Origin of the sequence: Maricaulis maris (genome assembly GCF_049116555.1) — a bacterium.
Classification (GTDB): Bacteria; Pseudomonadota; Alphaproteobacteria; order Caulobacterales; family Maricaulaceae; genus Maricaulis; species Maricaulis maris_C.
The window spans coordinates 20,956-38,808 of the sequence record NZ_JAGDYT010000006.1 but is presented as its reverse complement, the minus strand read 5'-3'; the positions used below and the strand labels follow the sequence as shown (position 1 = coordinate 38,808).

Sequence of the window (17,853 nt, the reverse complement as noted above, 5' to 3'; positions counted from 1 at the left end):
GGGGGGAAATGCCATGTCGAGGAAACCACCGGTCGATCTCGTCCGCCGTCGCGAAATGATCATGGGGCTGGCGGCCGGAACCGTCCTGCCATTCGTTGCAGGGTGTGCGGACAATGCCGCGCTCGGGCGCAGCCAGCTCATGCTGGTCTCGGACGGGCAATTGGCCCAGCTCTCACAACAGGCCTGGCAGGACAGCCTCCAGCGCGAGCGGGTCTTGCGCGATCCGTCCTATCAGCGACGCCTGCAGCGCGTCGGCGACCGGGTCGTCGCCGCCTCGGGCCAAAGCCATCTGGACTGGGAGTTCGTGGTCTTTGACAGCGATACGGTGAATGCCTGGGTCCTGCCCAATGGCAAGGTCGGTTTCTACAAGGGCATTCTCGACATCATGGACACCGATGATCACGTCGCCACCGTGATGGGGCATGAGGTCGGCCATGTCGCCGGACGCCATTCCGCCGAACGCGCCAGCCAGCAGATGGCGGCCCAGATGGGTGTGTCGCTCCTGGCCAGCGCGATCGGATCTTCGGGATCAAACTATGCCCAGTACAGCGATGATGTCGGGGCGGCGCTCGGCATGGGCGTGACCTATGGCGTGATCCTGCCCTATTCACGCGAGCACGAATACGAGGCCGACCGCCTTGGCGTCGATTACATGGTCGGGTCCGGCTATGACCCGCGCCAGGCCGTGGACTTCTGGGTCGGCATGTCGGCGATGAATGATCACAATGTGGCCGAGTTCGCCTCCACCCACCCGTCTGACGACAACCGCGTCGCCGCCATGCGGGCCCATATCCAGGCTCGCGGTTATGCGGGCTGACCCTCACCGTCAGGGCTGCTGCAGAGCCCTCTGCAAAAGCCTTGACGGGGCGCTTGCCAGCGCGGGGCGGGGGCGCTAGTTTCCCGCGCCTCACGCCAAGGTCGGCAGCCCCGCTGCCAACCCTTCGTCGTGACAAGGTGTGCCGCCTTAGCTCAGTTGGTTAGAGCGCTAGATTGTGGATCTAGAGGTCCCCTGTTCAAACCAGGGAGGCGGTACCATTTTTCTTCCGGCTCATTCCTGTTTCGCCCGCTTGCCGGGCGTTCTGACCAGAGTCTGGATGAGCAGGATCAGTCCGATCATCTCCAATGTCTCCTCCAGTGTGGCGAGGAGATCGCGCGTGAGGTCCGTCACACCGGCATGGTGCGGGTCCAAGCGGGTCAGGTATTCGCCAGCGATGAATTCCATCCCGACGGCCCCGCCAAGATAGATGGCGCCCGCGGTCATGAGCGCGAGGGCTCGCCAAAGGCCCAATGCGACAAACCAGCGCCAGAGAATTGCGCCGAGCGCGGCCAGACCGAGCACGTAGGGGATCGGCCAGGCGGCATAGGGCAGGACGTCCGTGCCCAGATAATAGCGCATTGCGGCGTCGACCCGCTCGTGGACCGACACAAATTCATCGATTGCCATCAGGGCGAGGACGGTCGCCACTGTGTACCATCCGGTCCGCAGCACCGTCTGGTCCGGCTGGATGCTCGCCTGCCGAACAGCCAGGCCGCTCGCCCCGAGCAGCAAAAGCACGGAGAAAAGCGTCGGCAGGTTTTGTTCGCGGTCGAAGTGCAGGAGCGTGACGATGCCCCAGCCATCCGTGATGCCGCCGTAATGTACCAGGCCAAGCGCCAGCGCGTTGCCAAGGCTGAGCGCGATGAGTGCGCGCCAGACCAGCTGGCCGATGCGGGTCGAGGGAATTGATAGCTGGATCGAGGTCATGCGGGCTCCCAAACCTGTTCAACCGGGACAGTCTCAAGTTCGAGGCCGGACGTCTCGCTGACGGGTTTCGGGCATAAGTCCCTGAAATCCGGCATGAGCATGGGCAGTTCCATGCGCGCGCTTCCTGGCCGCTTTCGCAAAACGCGAAATGTCAGCCTCAAATTGCAATTTGCAATCCGCATGTTGCGAGACGCCTGCCGTCCGCCGTCTCCAAGGCACTGAAATATTGCGGTTTTATTCCGTGACTTCTCTGGCCCCGGGCTTGCGCCTTTCAGGGCAGGAGGTTCGCCATGCGTCAAGATTTCAAGCTTTCTTCGTCTCAGCAATTGCGCACATTCGATCGCGCTCTGTTCGACTTTCTCAAGCACGTCTATGAGCGCCCCGTCTCGCGCAGCGTGTTCGTGGAAGGGCGCCCCGATGGCGAGGCCACGCTCAGGACGATCGACTGCACCTGCCCGGAGATGGCGCGCGAACTCGCCGCCTATATCGCCGAGGCGCTCTCGCGCCGCTCCGCGCACGGGCTCTGATCCATGTGCGCCCGGCTGATCCCGCTCCTTGCTCTTGCGCTCGCCTCCTGTGCGACGGCGTTCGAAGAGCCTCGCAATACCGTCGATCTGGCACATGATGGCTATACATCTGCCCGCCGTCCCATGTCCGGTATGCGCGAAGTGCCGCTCAGCGGGCAGGGCCGTTATGGTGATCTTGCCGGCTGCGCGAATGCCGATTTGCCGCTCTCCGCCCCCGAGAGCATCGCCTTTGCGGCCAGCGCCGCATTGGCCATGCCGCCCCTGTCGCCCGGCGATATGCTGCGCCTCAGCCTGCCCGCGGGTGAGGCTTTCGAGGGAACCTATATCGTCGCGCCGGATGGCACGCTGACCGTCCCGCATCTCAATCCGATCCGCGCGGCCGGCTTCACCATTGAAGTGGTCGAGGCCCTTGTCGCCCGGATGTTTGTCGAGGAGGGCATGTATCGCGCCGGCTTCCTTCAGCTCGACCTGGAAATCGCGCAATGGGCACCGGTCCAGGTGCACGTTTCCGGCGCGGTTTTCCAGCCGGGCGACCTGCTGCTCAATGATCGCAATGCCGAGCTTGTGCAGGGATCCCGCGTTGAGGCGCAGGGCGATGTCGCCTCGGGCCGCACGCTCGTCTCCGCCCTGTCCTCGGCGGCCGGCCTGCGCCCCGATGCCGATGTACGCAATGTCGTGCTTGTGAGAGATGGCCAGCGGCAGATCTTCGACCTGTCGGGCGCGTTCACCGGCCAGCGCATGGCGGATCCGATCCTGGCGACCGGCGACCAGGTCCACGTGCCCTCGCGTGGCTGTTTCCAGGAGGCGCTGGCGCGACCGAGCCGGATTACCATGCCGGGGATCCGGGTCTTCATGTCGAATCTGACGACCCCCGCCTCGTCGAACTCGCAAGCGGGCATCAATCGCGACACAGCAAGCCTGCCTTACGGAACGCGTTTCCTGCAGGCATTGGTCGCGGCGAATTGTGTCGGTGGCACGCAGGCCACCAACGCCGATCGCTGGGCCGTGCTGATCTCGCGCAATCCGATCACCGGCGAGAGCGAAGTCATCGCGCGCTCGATCGAGGACCTGGTGCGCCGGGCCGATCGAGACGCCTTCAACCCGATCATTCTGCCGGGCGATGGTATCGCCTGCTACGACTCGCACGTCACCAATGTGCGCGATGTGATCAGCGCCTTCAGCAGTGTGCTGACCCCTGCGATCAACCTGACCATTCTCAGCGGTGCCGCTCGATGAAGCGCCCGTTGTCCCAGAACCCGCCGGAGCCTCCGCCTTGCGCCGACCCTCGAAATTCGCAGCGTGAGACGGATTACACGATTGCGCGCAGAGCGCTCATGGGGCGCCTGCTCGTAGGCTCCGGCGGGCCCCGACGCTGGCTTCGTTATATTCTGGTCCTGGTCGTCGGCGCTGTTTTTTTTGGCGGGATTGCGGCGACCTATTACGTGACGTCCCCGCGCACCTATGTCAGCGGTTTCACGCTGATCCTGCCGGGATCCGGCGCCGGATCGAGCATCAATCTGGCCGATCTCGGCCAGGCAACATCCGCGACCTCCTCGGCCTTTTCCAGCGCCTCCCTGAGCCCGACGGAGAATTACAAGCGCCTGCTGCAATCCGACCGCGTCCGGGGTGCCGCCGCCGCGCAGGCCGGTGTGCCGTCCAGCGAGTTCGCCAGCGCTCGGGTCGCCCTCGTCGATCAGACACCGCTGATCTATGTGCGGATGACGGAGACGGATCCCAACCGTGCCTATGCCTCGGCCAATGCGCTGCTCCTGGCTTTCCAGGCCAATCTGGATGCCTTGCGCCAGGAAGAGCTCGACGCCCGCGACAGCGCCTACCAGGAAAGCCTCGCCCGCTATGAGCAGAATGTCACCGCGACCCGCCAGGCGGTCATCGAATTCCAGGCCGAGACCCGGCTGATCTCGCTGGACCAGTATCAGTCACTGGTGATCCAGACCGATGAGCTGGAGAGCACGCTCGCCACGACTCTCGACCGCAGCCGTGCGCTGAGCAACCGGTCCCTGCGGCTCGGTGAACTCATCGACCTGCCCGAGGATGTTGCCGCGCGGGTGCTTGTTCTGCGCGGGGATGCCGTCTTCGAAGCCCTGCTGGAGCAGATGGCGACCAGCGCGGCGCAGATCGCAGGCTTCGAAAACATGTATGGCCGCAATCATCCCGAGATGCGGGCGGAGACCGAGCGACATGCCGGTCTCGTCGAGGCGCTGACGGCGCGTGGCGAAGCCCTGCTGGGTGTCACCGGATACGGGCTCTTGCGGTTGGCCGAGATCAATCTGGAAGATGAGCGGGCGCAGCTCCTGCGCCAGGTCGTCGATCTGTCGGCCGAGGCGTCCGGCGCGCGCGCCCAGGCACAGTCGCTCCAGGAGCGGTTGCTGCGAAATGAGCGACGCGTTGAAGAACTGGCTCCGGTGGCGGCACGTCTCGATGCCTTGCTGCGTGAGCACCAGGTTGCCGAGACCGTCTTTGCATCGGCGCTGGCGCGGTTGGACACGTCCCGCGCAGACGTCTTCGCATCCTACCCGCTGGCCCAGTTGCTGGAGCCGCCGGCCCGGCCGGAAGAGCCGTCTTCACCCTCCAAGAAAATTGCCGCACTCGCCGCCATTGGCGGATTTGTTCTCTATTGCATCGGAGTTTTGCTGTTGTGGTTGCGCCTGCCGCTCATCCGCGCCCTGTGGAAGATTATATAGTCGCGCTCGCGCTCGCGGGTACGTGGCCAATCTACTTCCTCGGCGGTCTTTACGTCCTCGGCCCGGTCCTGGGTGTCATGCTCACGGCCATCGTGCTGGTGCGCAAATATGTCCGCGCGCCGACCACGGCGCGCCCCGAACCACCGGCGATCCCCATCGGCGTCTGGTTCTGGATTGCGGGCATGGGGGTGATGCAAATCGCCCTGCTCGGTGGGCATTGGAGCTATGAGCTGTCCACCGGGCAGACCCTGAAGTCGACAATCGGCTGGGCGAAGGGCTGGGCGCTGTTCGCCATGTTCACGCTGGCCGGTGCGTGCCTGGATATCCGTTTCGAAACAATCATTCGTGCCACGGGACTGACGGCACTCATCTCCCTTCTCCTGACGCCGCTGCTCTACCTGGCGCCCATGGTGGGTTTGCCGGAGGTCCTGTTTGTCTCCCCGCTGCGGGTCGTTGGCGGGCCGGGCCCTGAGTTCTTCGCCGTGCAACTCTACTCCATGGATCCAGCTGACGGGCTTCCGCGCTGGCGCTATTTCACACCCTGGTCACCGGCGGCGGCCCTGATCGGAAATCTCTACCTGATCCTGGCGATCGAAGACCGGCGGATGCCCTGGCGCGTCATCGGCATCATCTCCGCGCTTGCCATCATCATTCTGTCGAAGTCCCGGCTCGGACTGGTGACCGCCGTCCTGGTTTGGCCGGCCGCCTTCGGCGTGTCGCAGCTCCGCCGCAGCATTCTGTGGCTCGCAGCCGCGGTCCCGGTCTTCCTTGCCGGCCTGTTCTCGCCGATCCTCCTGGCCCAGCTGGGCGCCGCCTATGAGGGCTTTCGCGGCATGCGCGCGAACTCGACGCGGGTAAGGGAAGCGCTCGGCCGGATTGCGATCGATCGCTGGTGGAATGAGGCGCCGATCTGGGGGCACGGCGTGGTGGAGCGCGGCCCGCACTATGTTGAATACATGCCGATCGGCAGTCATCACACCTGGTTTGGCCTGCTTTTCGTGAAGGGCGTTGTCGGCGTCGGGGCGCTCGTCATTCCGCTGATGTGGAGCCTGCTGGAATTTGCGCTTCTCGCGCTCTCCAGCCCGATCGGCCGCGCGGCCTTCGCAATCACCATACTCCTGGTGCTCTTCACGGTCGGGGAGAACCTGGAGATTCTCACTTATCTTTTCTGGCCCGGTCTTTTGATCATGGGCATCGCCATGCGCGAAGCGGCCGAGAAGCGCTCCGCGATCCTTGCTGAAGCGAGAGCGTCATGACTGGTCCGATCCGTCCTTTCCTCTTTGTGCCGCGATACTGGCCCGGGGTCGGGGGTGCCGAGCTGCACTCGCGGCGGCTGGCACAGGAATTGGTGCGACATGTGCCGATCAAGGTGGCGCGCTGCTGCTCGACGGAAGACATCCCGACAGATTATGCCTTCGCGAGCGCGCGGCCCGCGCACGCCCGGGATGGCCAGATCGAGGTTGAAACCATCTCGCCGTCGGCGCCGTGGCAGCCGCTTCTTCAACCGCTCGCGCGCGCGTCGGGACAGTCCCGCATCGCGCGCGCGGTGTATGGCCGGGCCGCCGCGGTCGCCGCGGCGGGGCGTCTGCGATCCGCAGCCGAGCGCGCGTCGGTCGTGCATGCGATCTACAATGGGTTCACGCCCGGAGCCGCGGCGCTGCAATCGATCGGCAAGCCCTTCGTCTGGACACCGCTCGCCCACACTACCAAGCCCGAGGGAACCGCCTGGTCCTCGCCCGGGTTTCGGCGACTCTATCGTGCGGCGGATGCACTGATCGCAATGACCGAGTTTGAGCGCGACTGGCTGATCGGTCAGGGCGCGGCCTCCTCACGTGTTCATGTCTGTCCGATGGCGCCGCTGTTCGGCACTAGCATGCCGGACCCCAAGGCCTTCAGGGCAAGGCTTGGCGTTGGCGAGGCGCCCTTCATCCTGTTTCTGGGTCGGACCGCCGAATACAAAGGGTATCGCACCATCCTGGCGGCGGCTGAGCAGGTGTGGGCGACCCATCCGGATGCCCGCTTCGTGTTTTCTGGCCCGATCACACCGGAGGCCGAATTGGCATTCGCAGCGCATGAGGATCCGCGGATCATCGTGACAGGACCGATTTCCGGCGCCGACAAGAAATCCGCACTGGCCGCCTGCACACTCCTGTGTGTGCCCTCCACCGAGGAGAGTTTGGGCGTGGTCTATCTTGAGGCCTGGTCCTTCGAGAAACCGGTGATCGCCGCGGATGTGCCGGCCATGCGATGCGTGATCGATCACGGTCAGGACGGATTGGTCGTGGCGCAGGACGGCAAAGCCGTTGCGCAGGCAATCATGGATCTGCTGGAGCGGCCCGATCAGGCCAGGCGGCTGGGCCGGACGGGCGCCCGGAAGGTGGAGTCTGACTATAATTGGGCGGCCATCGCCGAGGCGCACCTGAGGATTTATGGGTCCGTCCTCTAGGTGGCCGCCGGCATGTCTGTCCTAGCTGGTCTGCGCGGACGGTAGCGCCAGGGCTTCCAGCCGTTCGTAGACCCGTTCAGGGGCCAGTCTCAGCACCGCTGCCGCGCCCACCGTCGTGGTGGTCTTGACCGGCTCGCGCAGCACGGCGATTGGCGCTTTCAGGACGGATTGCAGCGCCAGTTTCAGAGCCAAGCCCCGATCACGCATCCGGATTGCCCGCCGCGCGAGATAGCGCAGTTGAAAAGCCTCGGCCGACGCCTCCCATCGCTTGGCGAAAGCGGGCGCCAGTGTGCGAACCTTGTTGCGGACATACAGCCAACTGTCGAACTGGAGTGTGACATTCGCCGAGAGGCCGCCGGCATTGATACGATAAGCCGTGAGCGCGCCGGGAATGCCCTCGAACTTCCAGCCTGTCAGAAGGGCGATCCTCATCCAGCAATCAATGTCCTCGGACTGCCGCAGGTCTTCATCGAACCAGACATGCTCACCCGGATGAGCGGGTGACGGGCGGGCGATGTCGTCAAGGGCGCCACGGCGGATAACCGGGGTAGAGCCATTGCTGACCGGATTGCGCAGATAGACGTCCTTCGACGTGATGCCGGTCAGTTTCGGGGTTTGTTCGAGGCCGATATCCCGGCCTTCATCATCGATGAGGCGGGCTCCGGAATAGCTGACCCCCACCTCCGGCCGCTGCCGCAAATGCGACATATGGCGGGCGAGCTTCTCGCGGTGCCACAGATCGTCGGAGTCGAGGAAGGCGATAATGTCGGCCTGGGCGTAACGGATACCGGTATTCCGCGCGCCGGCCAGGCCGCGATTCTCCTGACTGATGATGCGAATGCGCGGGTCGGCGAATGCCCGGCACAGCGCAATCGAGCGGTCCGTACCGCCGTCATCAATGACCAGAAGCTCGAAATTCGCGAAGGTCTGGTCGAGCACGCTTTTCACGGCCGCTTCGACATAACGCTCGACATTGTAAACCGGCATGACAACCGAGATGGCTGGCAGGGTCATCGCAGATACTCCTTGAGTTGGGGAATGGGCAGCAAAAGCGCGAATGCGGCCAGGATGGTGAGGCCGACGCGCCGCGGCATGCGGATCAGGATCAACGGGTCTGTGAACAGAGCCTGGGTCATGAAGCCGAGCGCGGTGGCCGGCAGGCCGCCACGCAGGGCGCGCCTTGCCTGATTGCGGTGAAAGTCGGCGACCAGGCCGGTCCGGCGCGGGCGGACCAGGTCCGGCGATATCGCTTCGGCCCGCGCGATAAAGCGCCGCCAGCTCCTGGCGGTCCGGGTCAGGTCTGCCGATCGCGAGCGTCCGCCGATGCTGTAATCCATCAGAACGCGGTCGATGCCTTCGACGGTCCAGCCTGACCCGGTGACCGCGCGGAAAAGCAGATCCTGGTCCTCGATATAGGCCATTTTCATGTCGAAGCCGCCGATCTGGTCAAGCAGTACCGATCGGGCGGCGATGTTCGAGGTGGTGCAGACCGGATTTTCCGATATCAGTTCGCCGGGCCCGAGCGCGCTGAAATGGGGCGATGCATCGGCGGCACGTTGACCGTCTGCACCGATGAAAGCCACGCGGGTGAAAACGAGTCCGGCTTGCGGGTTTCGCGCGAAATGGTCGAGGCAGGCCGCAAGCCGCTCCCGGTGCCAGAGGTCGTCGGCATCCAGAAATGCGATGATACGCCCGCGCGCCAGACGAATGCCGGTATTGCGGGCTTCGGCCGGTCCGGCATTTGACTGGGTCGTGACCCGAATGCGGGGATCGCGTCGGGCCAGCTCATTGGCCAGCGCCAGCGAGCCGTCGGTGGACCCGTCATCAACCAGGATGAGTTCCCAGTCCCCAAAGGACTGCGCCTGGATGGAGAGGATTGATCCGGGCAGCGTTGCTTCGGCATTGAACACCGGCATCACAACCGAGGCGATGGGATTTCGGACCATGATCAGGCCTCCTTGGGCAGGGCGGGCACGGCATCCTCGCCCGACAGGTTCTGCAGGATCGGGTAGAGGGCGAGCGCCGTGAGGGTCGCGGCGAGGGTGAGGGCGATCGCTGCCGGGACCAGACCCGCCTGGGCGCCGATCATCAGGGCGCCCAGACAGGTGAAAGTCGTTGCGCTGACGGCCACCAGCTCCAGGCGTGGCCGGCCGCTCGCGCGGAGCAGAAGCGCGCATCCGTCCGTGAGCAGTTTGGCAGGCCCGCTCAGGCACAGCACGGCGATCAGCGGGACGGCGAATGTCCAATCCGTTCCGAACACGATGGGAACATAGATCGGCACGAGAGCGGCCTGGATCAGGAAGAGCGCCGTGAGGAGCACACCCGCCGATTTCAAGCCGGTATTGAAGGCGCCAAACGCGGAACCGGTCTTGCGAACGGCCTCGCAAAGATTGGGGTACAAGGCGCCGTTGAAGGCCGTCGACAGTGCCGAGGAAAGGCCAAGGCCGGCGTTGAAGGCGAAGTAGTAGACGCCCAGCAGCTCCAGGCCGCAAACCGCACCGATGATGAGCTTGTCGACATGCAGGCGTGTCGCGTTGAGAATTTCTGACCCGAGTACCGGAGCCGCGAAGGCGAACAGCCGGCGCGGCGAGGCAAAACCGGCGGATCGGTCGGGCCGCCAGGGGCGGCCCCACATGACGCCGGCAAGCCAGATTGGCGCGGTCAGGAGTTTGGGCAGGACGATCGCCCATGCCCCGAAACCGGCCAGCGCCAATGCGGCCGTCAGAAGATTGTCAATCGAGGTCTGGCCCGCGTTCACGGTCGCAAGGCGGCGCATATTCTGTCGACGCTGAAGCATCCAGCCATGCGGAATGCCCGGGGGCATGACCAGATAAACCCCGGCCAGGCTGGCGATCATCCAACCGATCTCTGCAGACCCGGTCGAGCGCGCAACGATGTAACCGACCAGACATTGCAGGCCGGCCAGCACCAGGCAGGTCGCCCACGCCGTCAGGTGTGCGGTTCGCATCAGGCCGGGCAGGGCGTCGTCCTTTGCGGCGATGACCGCGGCCCCCACGCCGTTCTGATTGAAGACACGAACCAGTTCGAAGACGGTTATGGCGATGGCCGCGGTCCCGAACTCGATCGGCGTGAGCATGCGCGCCAGCGCGATGGCGGCGAACAGTCTTGTGACCCGCGAGAGCATTTCACCGGAGGCCAGCCAGCCAACATTCTTCAAGAGCGTATCGCGTTCAAACAGGTTTCGGGCCGTGCGGATCATGGTCGCGTCCTTTTGCTGACCTGCAAGCTTCAAGTCCGGCGCCAATTCGGTAGCGTTCGGAATGTGCATTGAAAAACAACCTGTTAGAGGATTTATCGCCGGGCTGTGCCGGGCTGGGTTCCGCATTCTGCGAGACCGCCGCCGCATTGCGAGAGATCGCGCATCGCAATTTCGGAAGAACGAGGCTCTGAACACGTCGGGTATCTAGGCTGAATCGCAGTAAAATCAGGGCCTTGCGTGTCGATCCCCGCGAGTGGACCCGACTGTGAAGCCTGTAGGGCAGTCCGAAATGGAGTTGTTCGATGGTTGATCTGTCTTTGGATATGAAGGTGAAAGAACTCGCGCCGGTTGCCCGTTTCCAGCCGCACGCCACAGCCGGGGAGACGAGCGGTCGCGATGGCGTCGGTCCGGCTGTCGATGTGCTCGGTCTGCCGCTGCTTGCCATGTGCCAGAGCGATGCGATCCAGGCGCTCGTGGCGCGCGTGCGCTGGGGTATCAAGACGCGGATCGCGTTTGTGAACGCGCACTGCGCAAATGTTGCGTCGAAAGACTGGCAATACCGCCAGGCCTTGCAGTCATGTGACGCGGTCTTGCCGGACGGGATCGGCATCGAGATTGCTAGTCATCTCGGCGGTGAGCCGGTGACCGAAGATCTCAACGGCACCGACCTCTTTCTGCCGCTCTGTGAAGCGCTGGCTGCGGCCGGCAAGTCGGTCTTCTTCCTTGGCGGTCGGCCAGGTGTCGCTGATGCCACAGCCCGGGTCGCCAAGGCCCGAATTCCCGCGCTCAAGATTGCCGGCAGTTTTCATGGCTATTTCGGTCCGCAAGACGAGGACACGGTGATTGACCGGGTCAATGCCTGTCGGCCGGACGTCCTTTTCGTCGCGATGGGCGTGCCGGCGCAGGATACGTGGCTGGCGCGCGTCGCCGGCCGGATCGAGGCACCGCTGGTCGCCGGTGTCGGTGGATTGTTCGACTTCACCTCCGGCGCGACGAAGCGCGCGCCCGGATGGCTGCGTCAGGCGCGGCTGGAATGGGCCTATCGGCTTCTCCAGGAACCACAACGCATGTGGCGCCGCTATCTCCTCGGCAATGTCACCTTCCTCAGCCGGGCGTTGATTCACGGTTGGGTGAAGCGCCGGGAGAGTCGCCGACGCGCTGTCAGCAATGGCTTGAAGCGGGCGCTCGATATTACGGTGGCGAGCGCGGCAATTGCGGCCCTCTCGCCCGTGCTCGTTCTGAGCGCGCTTGCGATCCGGCTGGAAAGTCGGGGCGGAGCGCTGTTCCGCCAGGAGCGCGTCGGCGAGAATGGCGCGACCTTCAACATGCTCAAATTCCGGTCGATGTATGTTGATGCGGAAGCGCGCCTGGATGAGCTGATGAGCGCGAATGACCGCGATGACGGCGTGACGTTCAAACTGAAGCAGGACCCACGCGTCACGCGGGTCGGCCGGTGGATACGCAAATACTCCATCGATGAGCTTCCGCAGCTTTTCAACGTGCTGCGCGGCGAGATGTCGCTCGTCGGACCGCGCCCGGCCCTGCCGCGGGAAACAGAGAAGTATTCTGCGAGAGACCGTCAAAGACTGGCGGGCAAGCCCGGAATTACGGGGATATGGCAGGTCAGCGGTCGCGCTGACATTCCGTTCCAGCAAATGGTCGAACTGGATGTCGACTATCTGAGGACGCGGTCAGTGCTGGGGGATATCAAGATCCTGGCGCGCACTCCGCTGGCGGTCCTGACAGCGAAAGGAGCCTATTAGCCGGTTTGGATGAGGTAAATGTGGTTGCAATATGTGACGAATGGGCGTTGCATATTGCAATGCTGTTGCAAAAAGCGAATGCTTCACGACCTGATCCGCGGGCTAACGCGTTGAAATGTTTCCGCGCGCGACCGGAGCGGTGGCGGGCCAGAGTTTGCAGCCGGATCTCATGCGAGGGAGATCCGTCATGACCAGTTCCGATAACCGCCCCGAACCCGCCGATTCCAATCCAAGAAGCGCGGTTCTGGGAACGCGTGACCGGCGCGCCGAAGATCACGAGGCTGCCTTGCGGGCGGCCCTCGTGCAGGCCGCGCTTGATTGTATCGTCATCATTGATTCCGATGGCTTGATCATCGAGTTCAATGAGTCCGCCGAGCGCACCTTTGGCCATAATCGCGAGGACGTGCTCAACCAGCCTCTGGCCGAGCTGCTGATTCCGGAGTCGCTGCGGGGCGCGCATCATGCGGGCCTGTCGAAATACCTCGCCAGCGGCCAGCATGCGGTTCTCGGGAAGCGGATCGAAGTGCCCGCGCTGCACGCCAGCGGTCGCGAATTGCTGGTGGAGCTCGCCATCACGCCAGTACATCTCACGGATCAAACATATTTCACGGCCTATTTGCGCGACATCACGGAGCGGAAAGCGGACGAAGAAGAGCTGAGGCGGTCGCAGCAGCGTTATCGTGATCTGTTTGAACGGTCCGGCGATGCGATCTTCATTCACACGCTGGATAGCGAAATCGTTGATGTGAATACCCGGGCGGAGGAGTTGTCGGGCTGGGACCGGCAGACGCTGATCGGCATGAAGCTGCCGCGCCTCATGTTGGAGGCCGACCACGCGACCGCCAGTCAGTCCATTGCCGCGATCGAGGATGACGGGGAGGTTCGGCTCGAAGTGCGCTTTGCCCATCGAACGGGAGTCGAAATCCCGACCGAGGTAAATGCGCGCGCGTTTGAAACCGACACGCGAATTCTGGTCCATAGCGTCGTTCGAGATGTCTCCGAGCGCGCGAGGACAGAAGCCGAGTTGCGCACTGCGAAGGCCGAAGCGGAACGTGCGAGTGCTGCCAAGACCGAGTTTCTCGCGAATATGAGCCATGAAATGCGAACGCCGCTCAACGGCGTGATCGGCCCACTCGGCCTGATCAACAAGGCGGGGCTGGGCGATGACGCCGTGCGAATGATCGACCTGGCCGAACGCTCTGCAGAGAGCCTTCTGACCTTGATCGATGATGTGCTGGATATCAGCCATATTGAGTCCGGGCGCGTCGACCTGCAGGAGGAGCCATACTCGCCGAATGACCTGCTCGACCAGGTGCGTGAGATTTTCTCCAATCCAGCCGAAGAAAAGGGCTTTGCGCTTGAGGTCGCCACCATGCCGGAATCGCCACGCCTGGTCGGTGATCCGGGGCGCGTTCGGCAGGTGCTTTTCAATCTGGTCGGCAATGCGGTCAAATTCACCACGCAAGGCCGTGTGACGGTAACGGCTCGTCTCCTGGATGAGGGCGGCGCGAGCAAGATCGAATTCAATGTTCACGACACCGGCATCGGTATTTCAGACGAGGTTTTGCCGAAGCTCTTCTCCAGATTCGAACAAGCTTCGGCTTCGCCGACCACTCTGAACCAGGGGGTCGGACTCGGCCTTGCCATCAGCCGCGAGCTTGTCGAGATCATGGGCGGTCAGATCCACGCGACAAGCCAGGTCGGCGTCGGCAACCTGTTTCGCGTCACACTCCCTGCGGTGTTCAGCCAGTCTGCCGGGGCTGAGGAACCTTCTGCAGCACCCGGGTCACAGCTCTTGCATGGGCGCGTCCTTCTCGCAGAGGACAGTGAAACCAATGCGGCGGTCATTGCCAATATGCTGGCCAAGCTGGGGATTGAGCCGGAGATTGTCGCGGACGGTGCGGCTGCGGTTCAGGCCGTCGATGGCGCTGCCTATGACCTTGTGATCATGGATGTCGGCATGCCGATCATGAATGGTCTCGAGGCCTCGCGCCTGATCCGCGCCGCCGGACATGCTACGCCCATTGTGGCGCTGACCGCTCATGCCTTGCCGGAGAACCGCGAACAGACCCGGGCGGCCGGCATGAATGGTTTTCTCACCAAACCCATCCGCTTGAAGGATCTCGTTCGCGAATTGGAAAAATGGCTGCCGCGGGCCGAGGCGGCGCATTATGCCGTTCTGCGTGCGGAGCATATTGACGATCAATGGGCCGGTGACCTTGCCGGATATGCGTTTGTCTTGCGCATTTTTCTTGGTGAGTTGCGATCACGCCTGGAGCGGATATCCGATCATGCGCGGACCGGCGATGTGTCCCGGCTTCGACACGAATCGCATGCGATCAAGGGCGGAGCCAGCAATGTCGGCGCAGAGGCGCTGGCCCGTATCGCTGCAAGACTGGAACAGGTCTGCAGTGTCGACAATGGTGATGGGGTGCCTGGCACCTTGGTCGCCGATTTGAACAGGGCGACCGAAGCGTTCCTGCCGGTGGCGGAGAATATTTTGGCGCAGATTGAAGGAGGGCGCGGATGAGTATCGGACGGGTTCTGATTATTGAAGACAGCCCATCGCTTGCGCGCACCTATGAGGCTCAGCTCAAACGCGATGTGGCGGCGATCGAGATTGCCGAGACGGGGGTCGCCGGAGAGCGCGCAATCGGCGCTGGGCGACCGGACTGCATTCTGCTCGACCTTAACCTGCCTGACGCGAACGGCATGGACCTGCTGCGCTCCTGGCGCGCTGCGCAGATCACGACACCGGTTGTGGTCGTCACGGCGAACGGATCGATCAACACGGCAATTGAAGCGATGCGCGAAGGCGCGACGGATTTTCTGGTCAAGCCTTTCGGCGCCGAGCGTCTCATCACGACGGTCAAGAATGCGGTTGAAAAATTCAAACTCGAGAAAGTTGTCAAAGCGCTCGAGCAGAGCAAACCCAAAGCCCAGTTCGCCGAGTTCATCGGCGCCTCTCTGCCCATGCAGGCCGTCTATCGCGTGCTCGAGTCCGCGGCGCCGTCCAATGCCGGCGTTTTCGTCACGGGCGAGACGGGGACCGGCAAGGAACTGGCTGCCCGTGCGATCCATATTTCCAGCGGGCGGGCCGGTCGGGCTTTCGTTGCGGTCAATTGCGGGGCCATCCCGAAGGATCTGATCGAGAGCGAATTATTTGGTCATGTCAAAGGCGCCTTTACCGGGGCGACCTCCGACCGGGCCGGCGCGGCCGAGCTCGCCAATGGGGGAACACTCTTCCTTGACGAAATTGGCGAGATGCCGATCGATCTCCAGCCCAAACTCCTGCGTTTCCTGCAAACCGGTGCCTATGCCCGGGTTGGCGATAGCCGTGTTCGGCAAACTGATATCCGTATTGTGGCGGCAACCAATCGCGACCCCTGGGGCGCGGTGCGGGCCGGGCGCTTGCGCGAAGATCTGTATTTCCGCCTGAATGTGATCCCGGTGGAGCTCCCCCCGCTGCGTGATCGCGCGGGAGACATCCTGATGCTCGCTGATGCTTTCCTCACGCGCTACGCCGCCGAGGAAGGCCGGGCAGACTTGGCGTTCGCCGAGGATGCACGACAGGCCCTGTTGCAGCATCACTGGCCTGGCAATGTCCGCGAGCTGGAAAACCTTGTTCGGCGCTGCGTGGTGCTGACCGATGGTGCGGAGATCGCAGCATCGGATCTGATGCTCAATGCGGCACAGGGGGGGCATTCAGCACCGCGCCAGCAGGATCCGCTTGCCGCGCCGACCCGCCCGGCCGTCAGCGGCGAGACTCTGGCTCCGGCGCCCGCCGGTATTGAGCCGCTGTGGCGGGTCGAGAAGCGGTCGATCGAGCACGCGATCGCACTGTGTGATGGCAATGTCACCGAAGCGTCCAAGCAACTGGAGATCGCGCCGTCGACGATTTATCGCAAGCGCGAACAATGGGCCGAGAAAGTTTGAATCCGGTCCTCTGAAGCGGCTTATTCCGCGGCGATGCTGTAGGTCGCCATCCGCGCCCGCTCGCGCGCGGACCCCACACCAATTTGCTCGCGATGCTTGGCCACCGAACGTCGCGCGATCCGAACCCCGGATGCCGTCAGCGTGTGCGCGATTGCCGCGTCTGACATCGCTCCGGGGATGGCTTCCTCGCGGATCAGGGTTTCGATCCGGGCGCGCACGCAGGCGGACGAAATGTCCGCATGTTCGTTGTCGCCGGTCACTGCCGTGGAGAAGAATCCCCGCAGAGGCAGAACGCCGCGCGGCGTGAGGATGAATTTGTTGGCGACGGCGCGGCTGACCGTGGATTCATGCAGGTCGGTCTTCGCCGCGATCTCCCGCATGGTCAGCGGTGCCAGGTGCTCGGGGCCATCGGTCAGGAACCGGTCCTGGAAGGCGATCGCCAGACGGGCCACGCGCAGCAGGGTGTGTCCGCGCTGCTTGAGCGCACTGCGCAGCCAATCGGCCTCTTCCTGCCTGGCCTTCAAAAAGGGCAGGGCGGAGGCCGGCAGGGAGGTGTCTTTTTGCCAGTCACGATATGTCGGCTCGGTCGCGAGACCGGCTTGCGGATCCCATGTCAGGCCAACGGACCATTCGCCGGTCTGGGTTTTCACAACGCGCAGGTCCGGCGTGATGCTGATCGGCTCTGTGGTGCCGAAGCGATGGCCCGGCACGGGGTCCAGGGTCCGCAAATGAGCGATCATCCCGCCGAGTTCCGCTTCGGTGACGCCGCACCGTCGCGCGAGCACGCGTGCCGGCTCATTTGCCAGCGCATCGATATTGTCGAGAAAGGCGCGCCAGCCCGGACAGCTTGCCCGCGGCGCGTCGAGCTGCAACGCCAGGCATTCGGCCAGGGATCGTCCGCCGATGCCGGCGGGATCAAAGCCCTGCACCAGGTCGAGCGCTGCCGTCGCGTCCGGGGCGCAGGCCAGCCTGTCCCAGTCTTCGCCTGAGATCCGCCCGTCTGGCGCGATGTGTTCGATGATGCGTATGGCGGTCTGTTTGACAGGGCCCGGTGCCTTGGTGAGGGCCAGCTGATTGAACAGGTGGTCGGCCAGGTTGGTCGGAGCGGCGGTCGATGCGGCCCAATCACCGGGATCGCCCGAGCGCCCGCCCTTGCGAGCCCAGGCCGGCTGATCGGCAAGGAGCGGATTGGTCTCGCAAATCTCCGCGATCTCCCGTTCCAGCTCGTCGCGCGGGATCTGGAGAATTCGCATTGTGCGCTGCATTTGCGGCGACAGGGTCTGTCCGAGGGTTTGCGTCTGCGAAACGCCCATTCTTTGTGTGTAACTGGTCATGATGACCTCCCTGATCAGTATCAATGCACGGGAGGTGCGTTGTGAAGGGCTATTTAAATCAATGCTTTATGCTCAGTGCGGCGCAGAGTGCGACACCGGGTCATGCGATTTGCGCCGGTCGCGATTGCGGATTGCGCCGGCGGCTCGCCCGCGACCTCGACCTGCCGTTCCGCAAACCCCT

General features: G+C 63.7%; 14 protein-coding genes and 1 tRNA gene. 10 read left to right on the top strand and 5 right to left on the bottom strand.

Going from position 1 to position 17,853, the window contains the following annotated elements:
* The first annotated feature begins 13 nt into the window (after positions 1–13).
* Both JXQ94_RS07795 and JXQ94_RS07790 read left to right on the top strand, forming a co-directional pair.
* Positions 14–817: a M48 family metallopeptidase gene (locus tag JXQ94_RS07795; RefSeq protein ID WP_421923210.1), complete on the top strand. Its 804-nt coding sequence runs from the start codon at positions 14–16 to the stop codon at positions 815–817.
* A 141-nt stretch (positions 818–958) separates the two neighbouring features.
* A tRNA-His gene (locus tag JXQ94_RS07790) sits at positions 959–1,035 on the top strand.
* A gap of 13 nt (positions 1,036–1,048) precedes the next feature.
* Here JXQ94_RS07790 and JXQ94_RS07785 read toward each other — a convergent pair.
* On the bottom strand, positions 1,049–1,744 hold the full coding sequence (locus tag JXQ94_RS07785; RefSeq protein ID WP_421923209.1) for a hypothetical protein: 696 nt from the start codon (positions 1,742–1,744) through the stop codon (positions 1,049–1,051).
* A 290-nt stretch (positions 1,745–2,034) separates the two neighbouring features.
* Between JXQ94_RS07785 and JXQ94_RS07780 the strand changes: the two genes are divergently transcribed.
* The 5 genes from JXQ94_RS07780 (at position 2,035) to JXQ94_RS07760 (ending at position 7,419) form a co-directional block, all read left to right on the top strand.
* A complete protein-coding gene (locus JXQ94_RS07780) occupies positions 2,035–2,271 on the top strand; it encodes a hypothetical protein (protein ID WP_421923208.1) in 237 nt (78 codons plus the stop codon).
* 3 nt (positions 2,272–2,274) lie between these two features.
* Entirely contained in the window at positions 2,275–3,507 is a 1,233-nt protein-coding gene (locus JXQ94_RS07775) for a polysaccharide biosynthesis/export family protein (RefSeq protein ID WP_421923207.1), read from the top strand.
* Positions 3,508–3,605: 98 nt separating this feature from the next.
* On the top strand, positions 3,606–4,973 hold the full coding sequence (locus JXQ94_RS07770) for a GumC family protein (protein ID WP_421923206.1): 1,368 nt from the start codon (positions 3,606–3,608) through the stop codon (positions 4,971–4,973).
* Positions 4,958–6,229 carry an O-antigen ligase domain-containing protein gene (locus JXQ94_RS07765; protein ID WP_421923205.1) on the top strand — a complete coding sequence of 424 codons (1,272 nt, stop codon included), beginning with the start codon at positions 4,958–4,960 and terminating at the stop codon, positions 6,227–6,229. The genes JXQ94_RS07770 and JXQ94_RS07765 overlap by 16 nt, the downstream gene beginning before the upstream one ends.
* Positions 6,226–7,419: a glycosyltransferase family 4 protein gene (locus JXQ94_RS07760; RefSeq protein ID WP_421923204.1), complete on the top strand. Its 1,194-nt coding sequence runs from the start codon at positions 6,226–6,228 to the stop codon at positions 7,417–7,419. The genes JXQ94_RS07765 and JXQ94_RS07760 overlap by 4 nt, the downstream gene beginning before the upstream one ends.
* A gap of 21 nt (positions 7,420–7,440) precedes the next feature.
* Here the strand turns inward: JXQ94_RS07760 and JXQ94_RS07755 are convergent, their stop codons facing one another.
* Genes JXQ94_RS07755 through JXQ94_RS07745 form a run of 3 tightly spaced genes read right to left on the bottom strand, consistent with a single transcriptional unit; the run spans position 7,441 to position 10,639 of the window.
* Entirely contained in the window at positions 7,441–8,433 is a 993-nt protein-coding gene (locus JXQ94_RS07755) for a glycosyltransferase family 2 protein (protein ID WP_421923203.1), read from the bottom strand.
* Positions 8,430–9,365, bottom strand: coding sequence for a glycosyltransferase family 2 protein (locus tag JXQ94_RS07750; protein WP_421923202.1), 936 nt, complete (start codon positions 9,363–9,365; stop codon positions 8,430–8,432). Before JXQ94_RS07750 ends, JXQ94_RS07755 begins: the two co-directional genes overlap by 4 nt.
* A 2-nt stretch (positions 9,366–9,367) precedes the next feature.
* Positions 9,368–10,639: an oligosaccharide flippase family protein gene (locus JXQ94_RS07745; RefSeq protein ID WP_421923201.1), complete on the bottom strand. Its 1,272-nt coding sequence runs from the start codon at positions 10,637–10,639 to the stop codon at positions 9,368–9,370.
* Between the two features lie 302 nt (positions 10,640–10,941).
* Here JXQ94_RS07745 and JXQ94_RS07740 point away from each other — a divergent pair, with 302 nt between their 5' ends.
* The 3 genes from JXQ94_RS07740 to JXQ94_RS07730 all read left to right on the top strand — a co-directional run bounded on the left by JXQ94_RS07740 (position 10,942) and on the right by JXQ94_RS07730 (position 16,338).
* The gene (locus JXQ94_RS07740) at positions 10,942–12,402 is read left to right on the top strand and encodes a WecB/TagA/CpsF family glycosyltransferase (RefSeq protein WP_421923200.1); all 1,461 of its coding nucleotides are present in this window, start codon (positions 10,942–10,944) and stop codon (positions 12,400–12,402) included.
* Positions 12,403–12,589: 187 nt separating this feature from the next.
* Positions 12,590–14,932: a PAS domain S-box protein gene (locus tag JXQ94_RS07735; RefSeq protein ID WP_421923199.1), complete on the top strand. Its 2,343-nt coding sequence runs from the start codon at positions 12,590–12,592 to the stop codon at positions 14,930–14,932.
* On the top strand, positions 14,929–16,338 hold the full coding sequence (locus JXQ94_RS07730) for a sigma-54-dependent transcriptional regulator (RefSeq protein WP_421923198.1): 1,410 nt from the start codon (positions 14,929–14,931) through the stop codon (positions 16,336–16,338). Before JXQ94_RS07735 ends, JXQ94_RS07730 begins: the two co-directional genes overlap by 4 nt.
* A gap of 20 nt (positions 16,339–16,358) precedes the next feature.
* Here JXQ94_RS07730 and rpoN read toward each other — a convergent pair whose 3' ends face one another.
* Positions 16,359–17,672, bottom strand: coding sequence for an RNA polymerase factor sigma-54 (gene rpoN, locus JXQ94_RS07725; protein ID WP_421923197.1), 1,314 nt, complete (start codon positions 17,670–17,672; stop codon positions 16,359–16,361).
* Positions 17,673–17,853 lie beyond the last annotated feature (181 nt).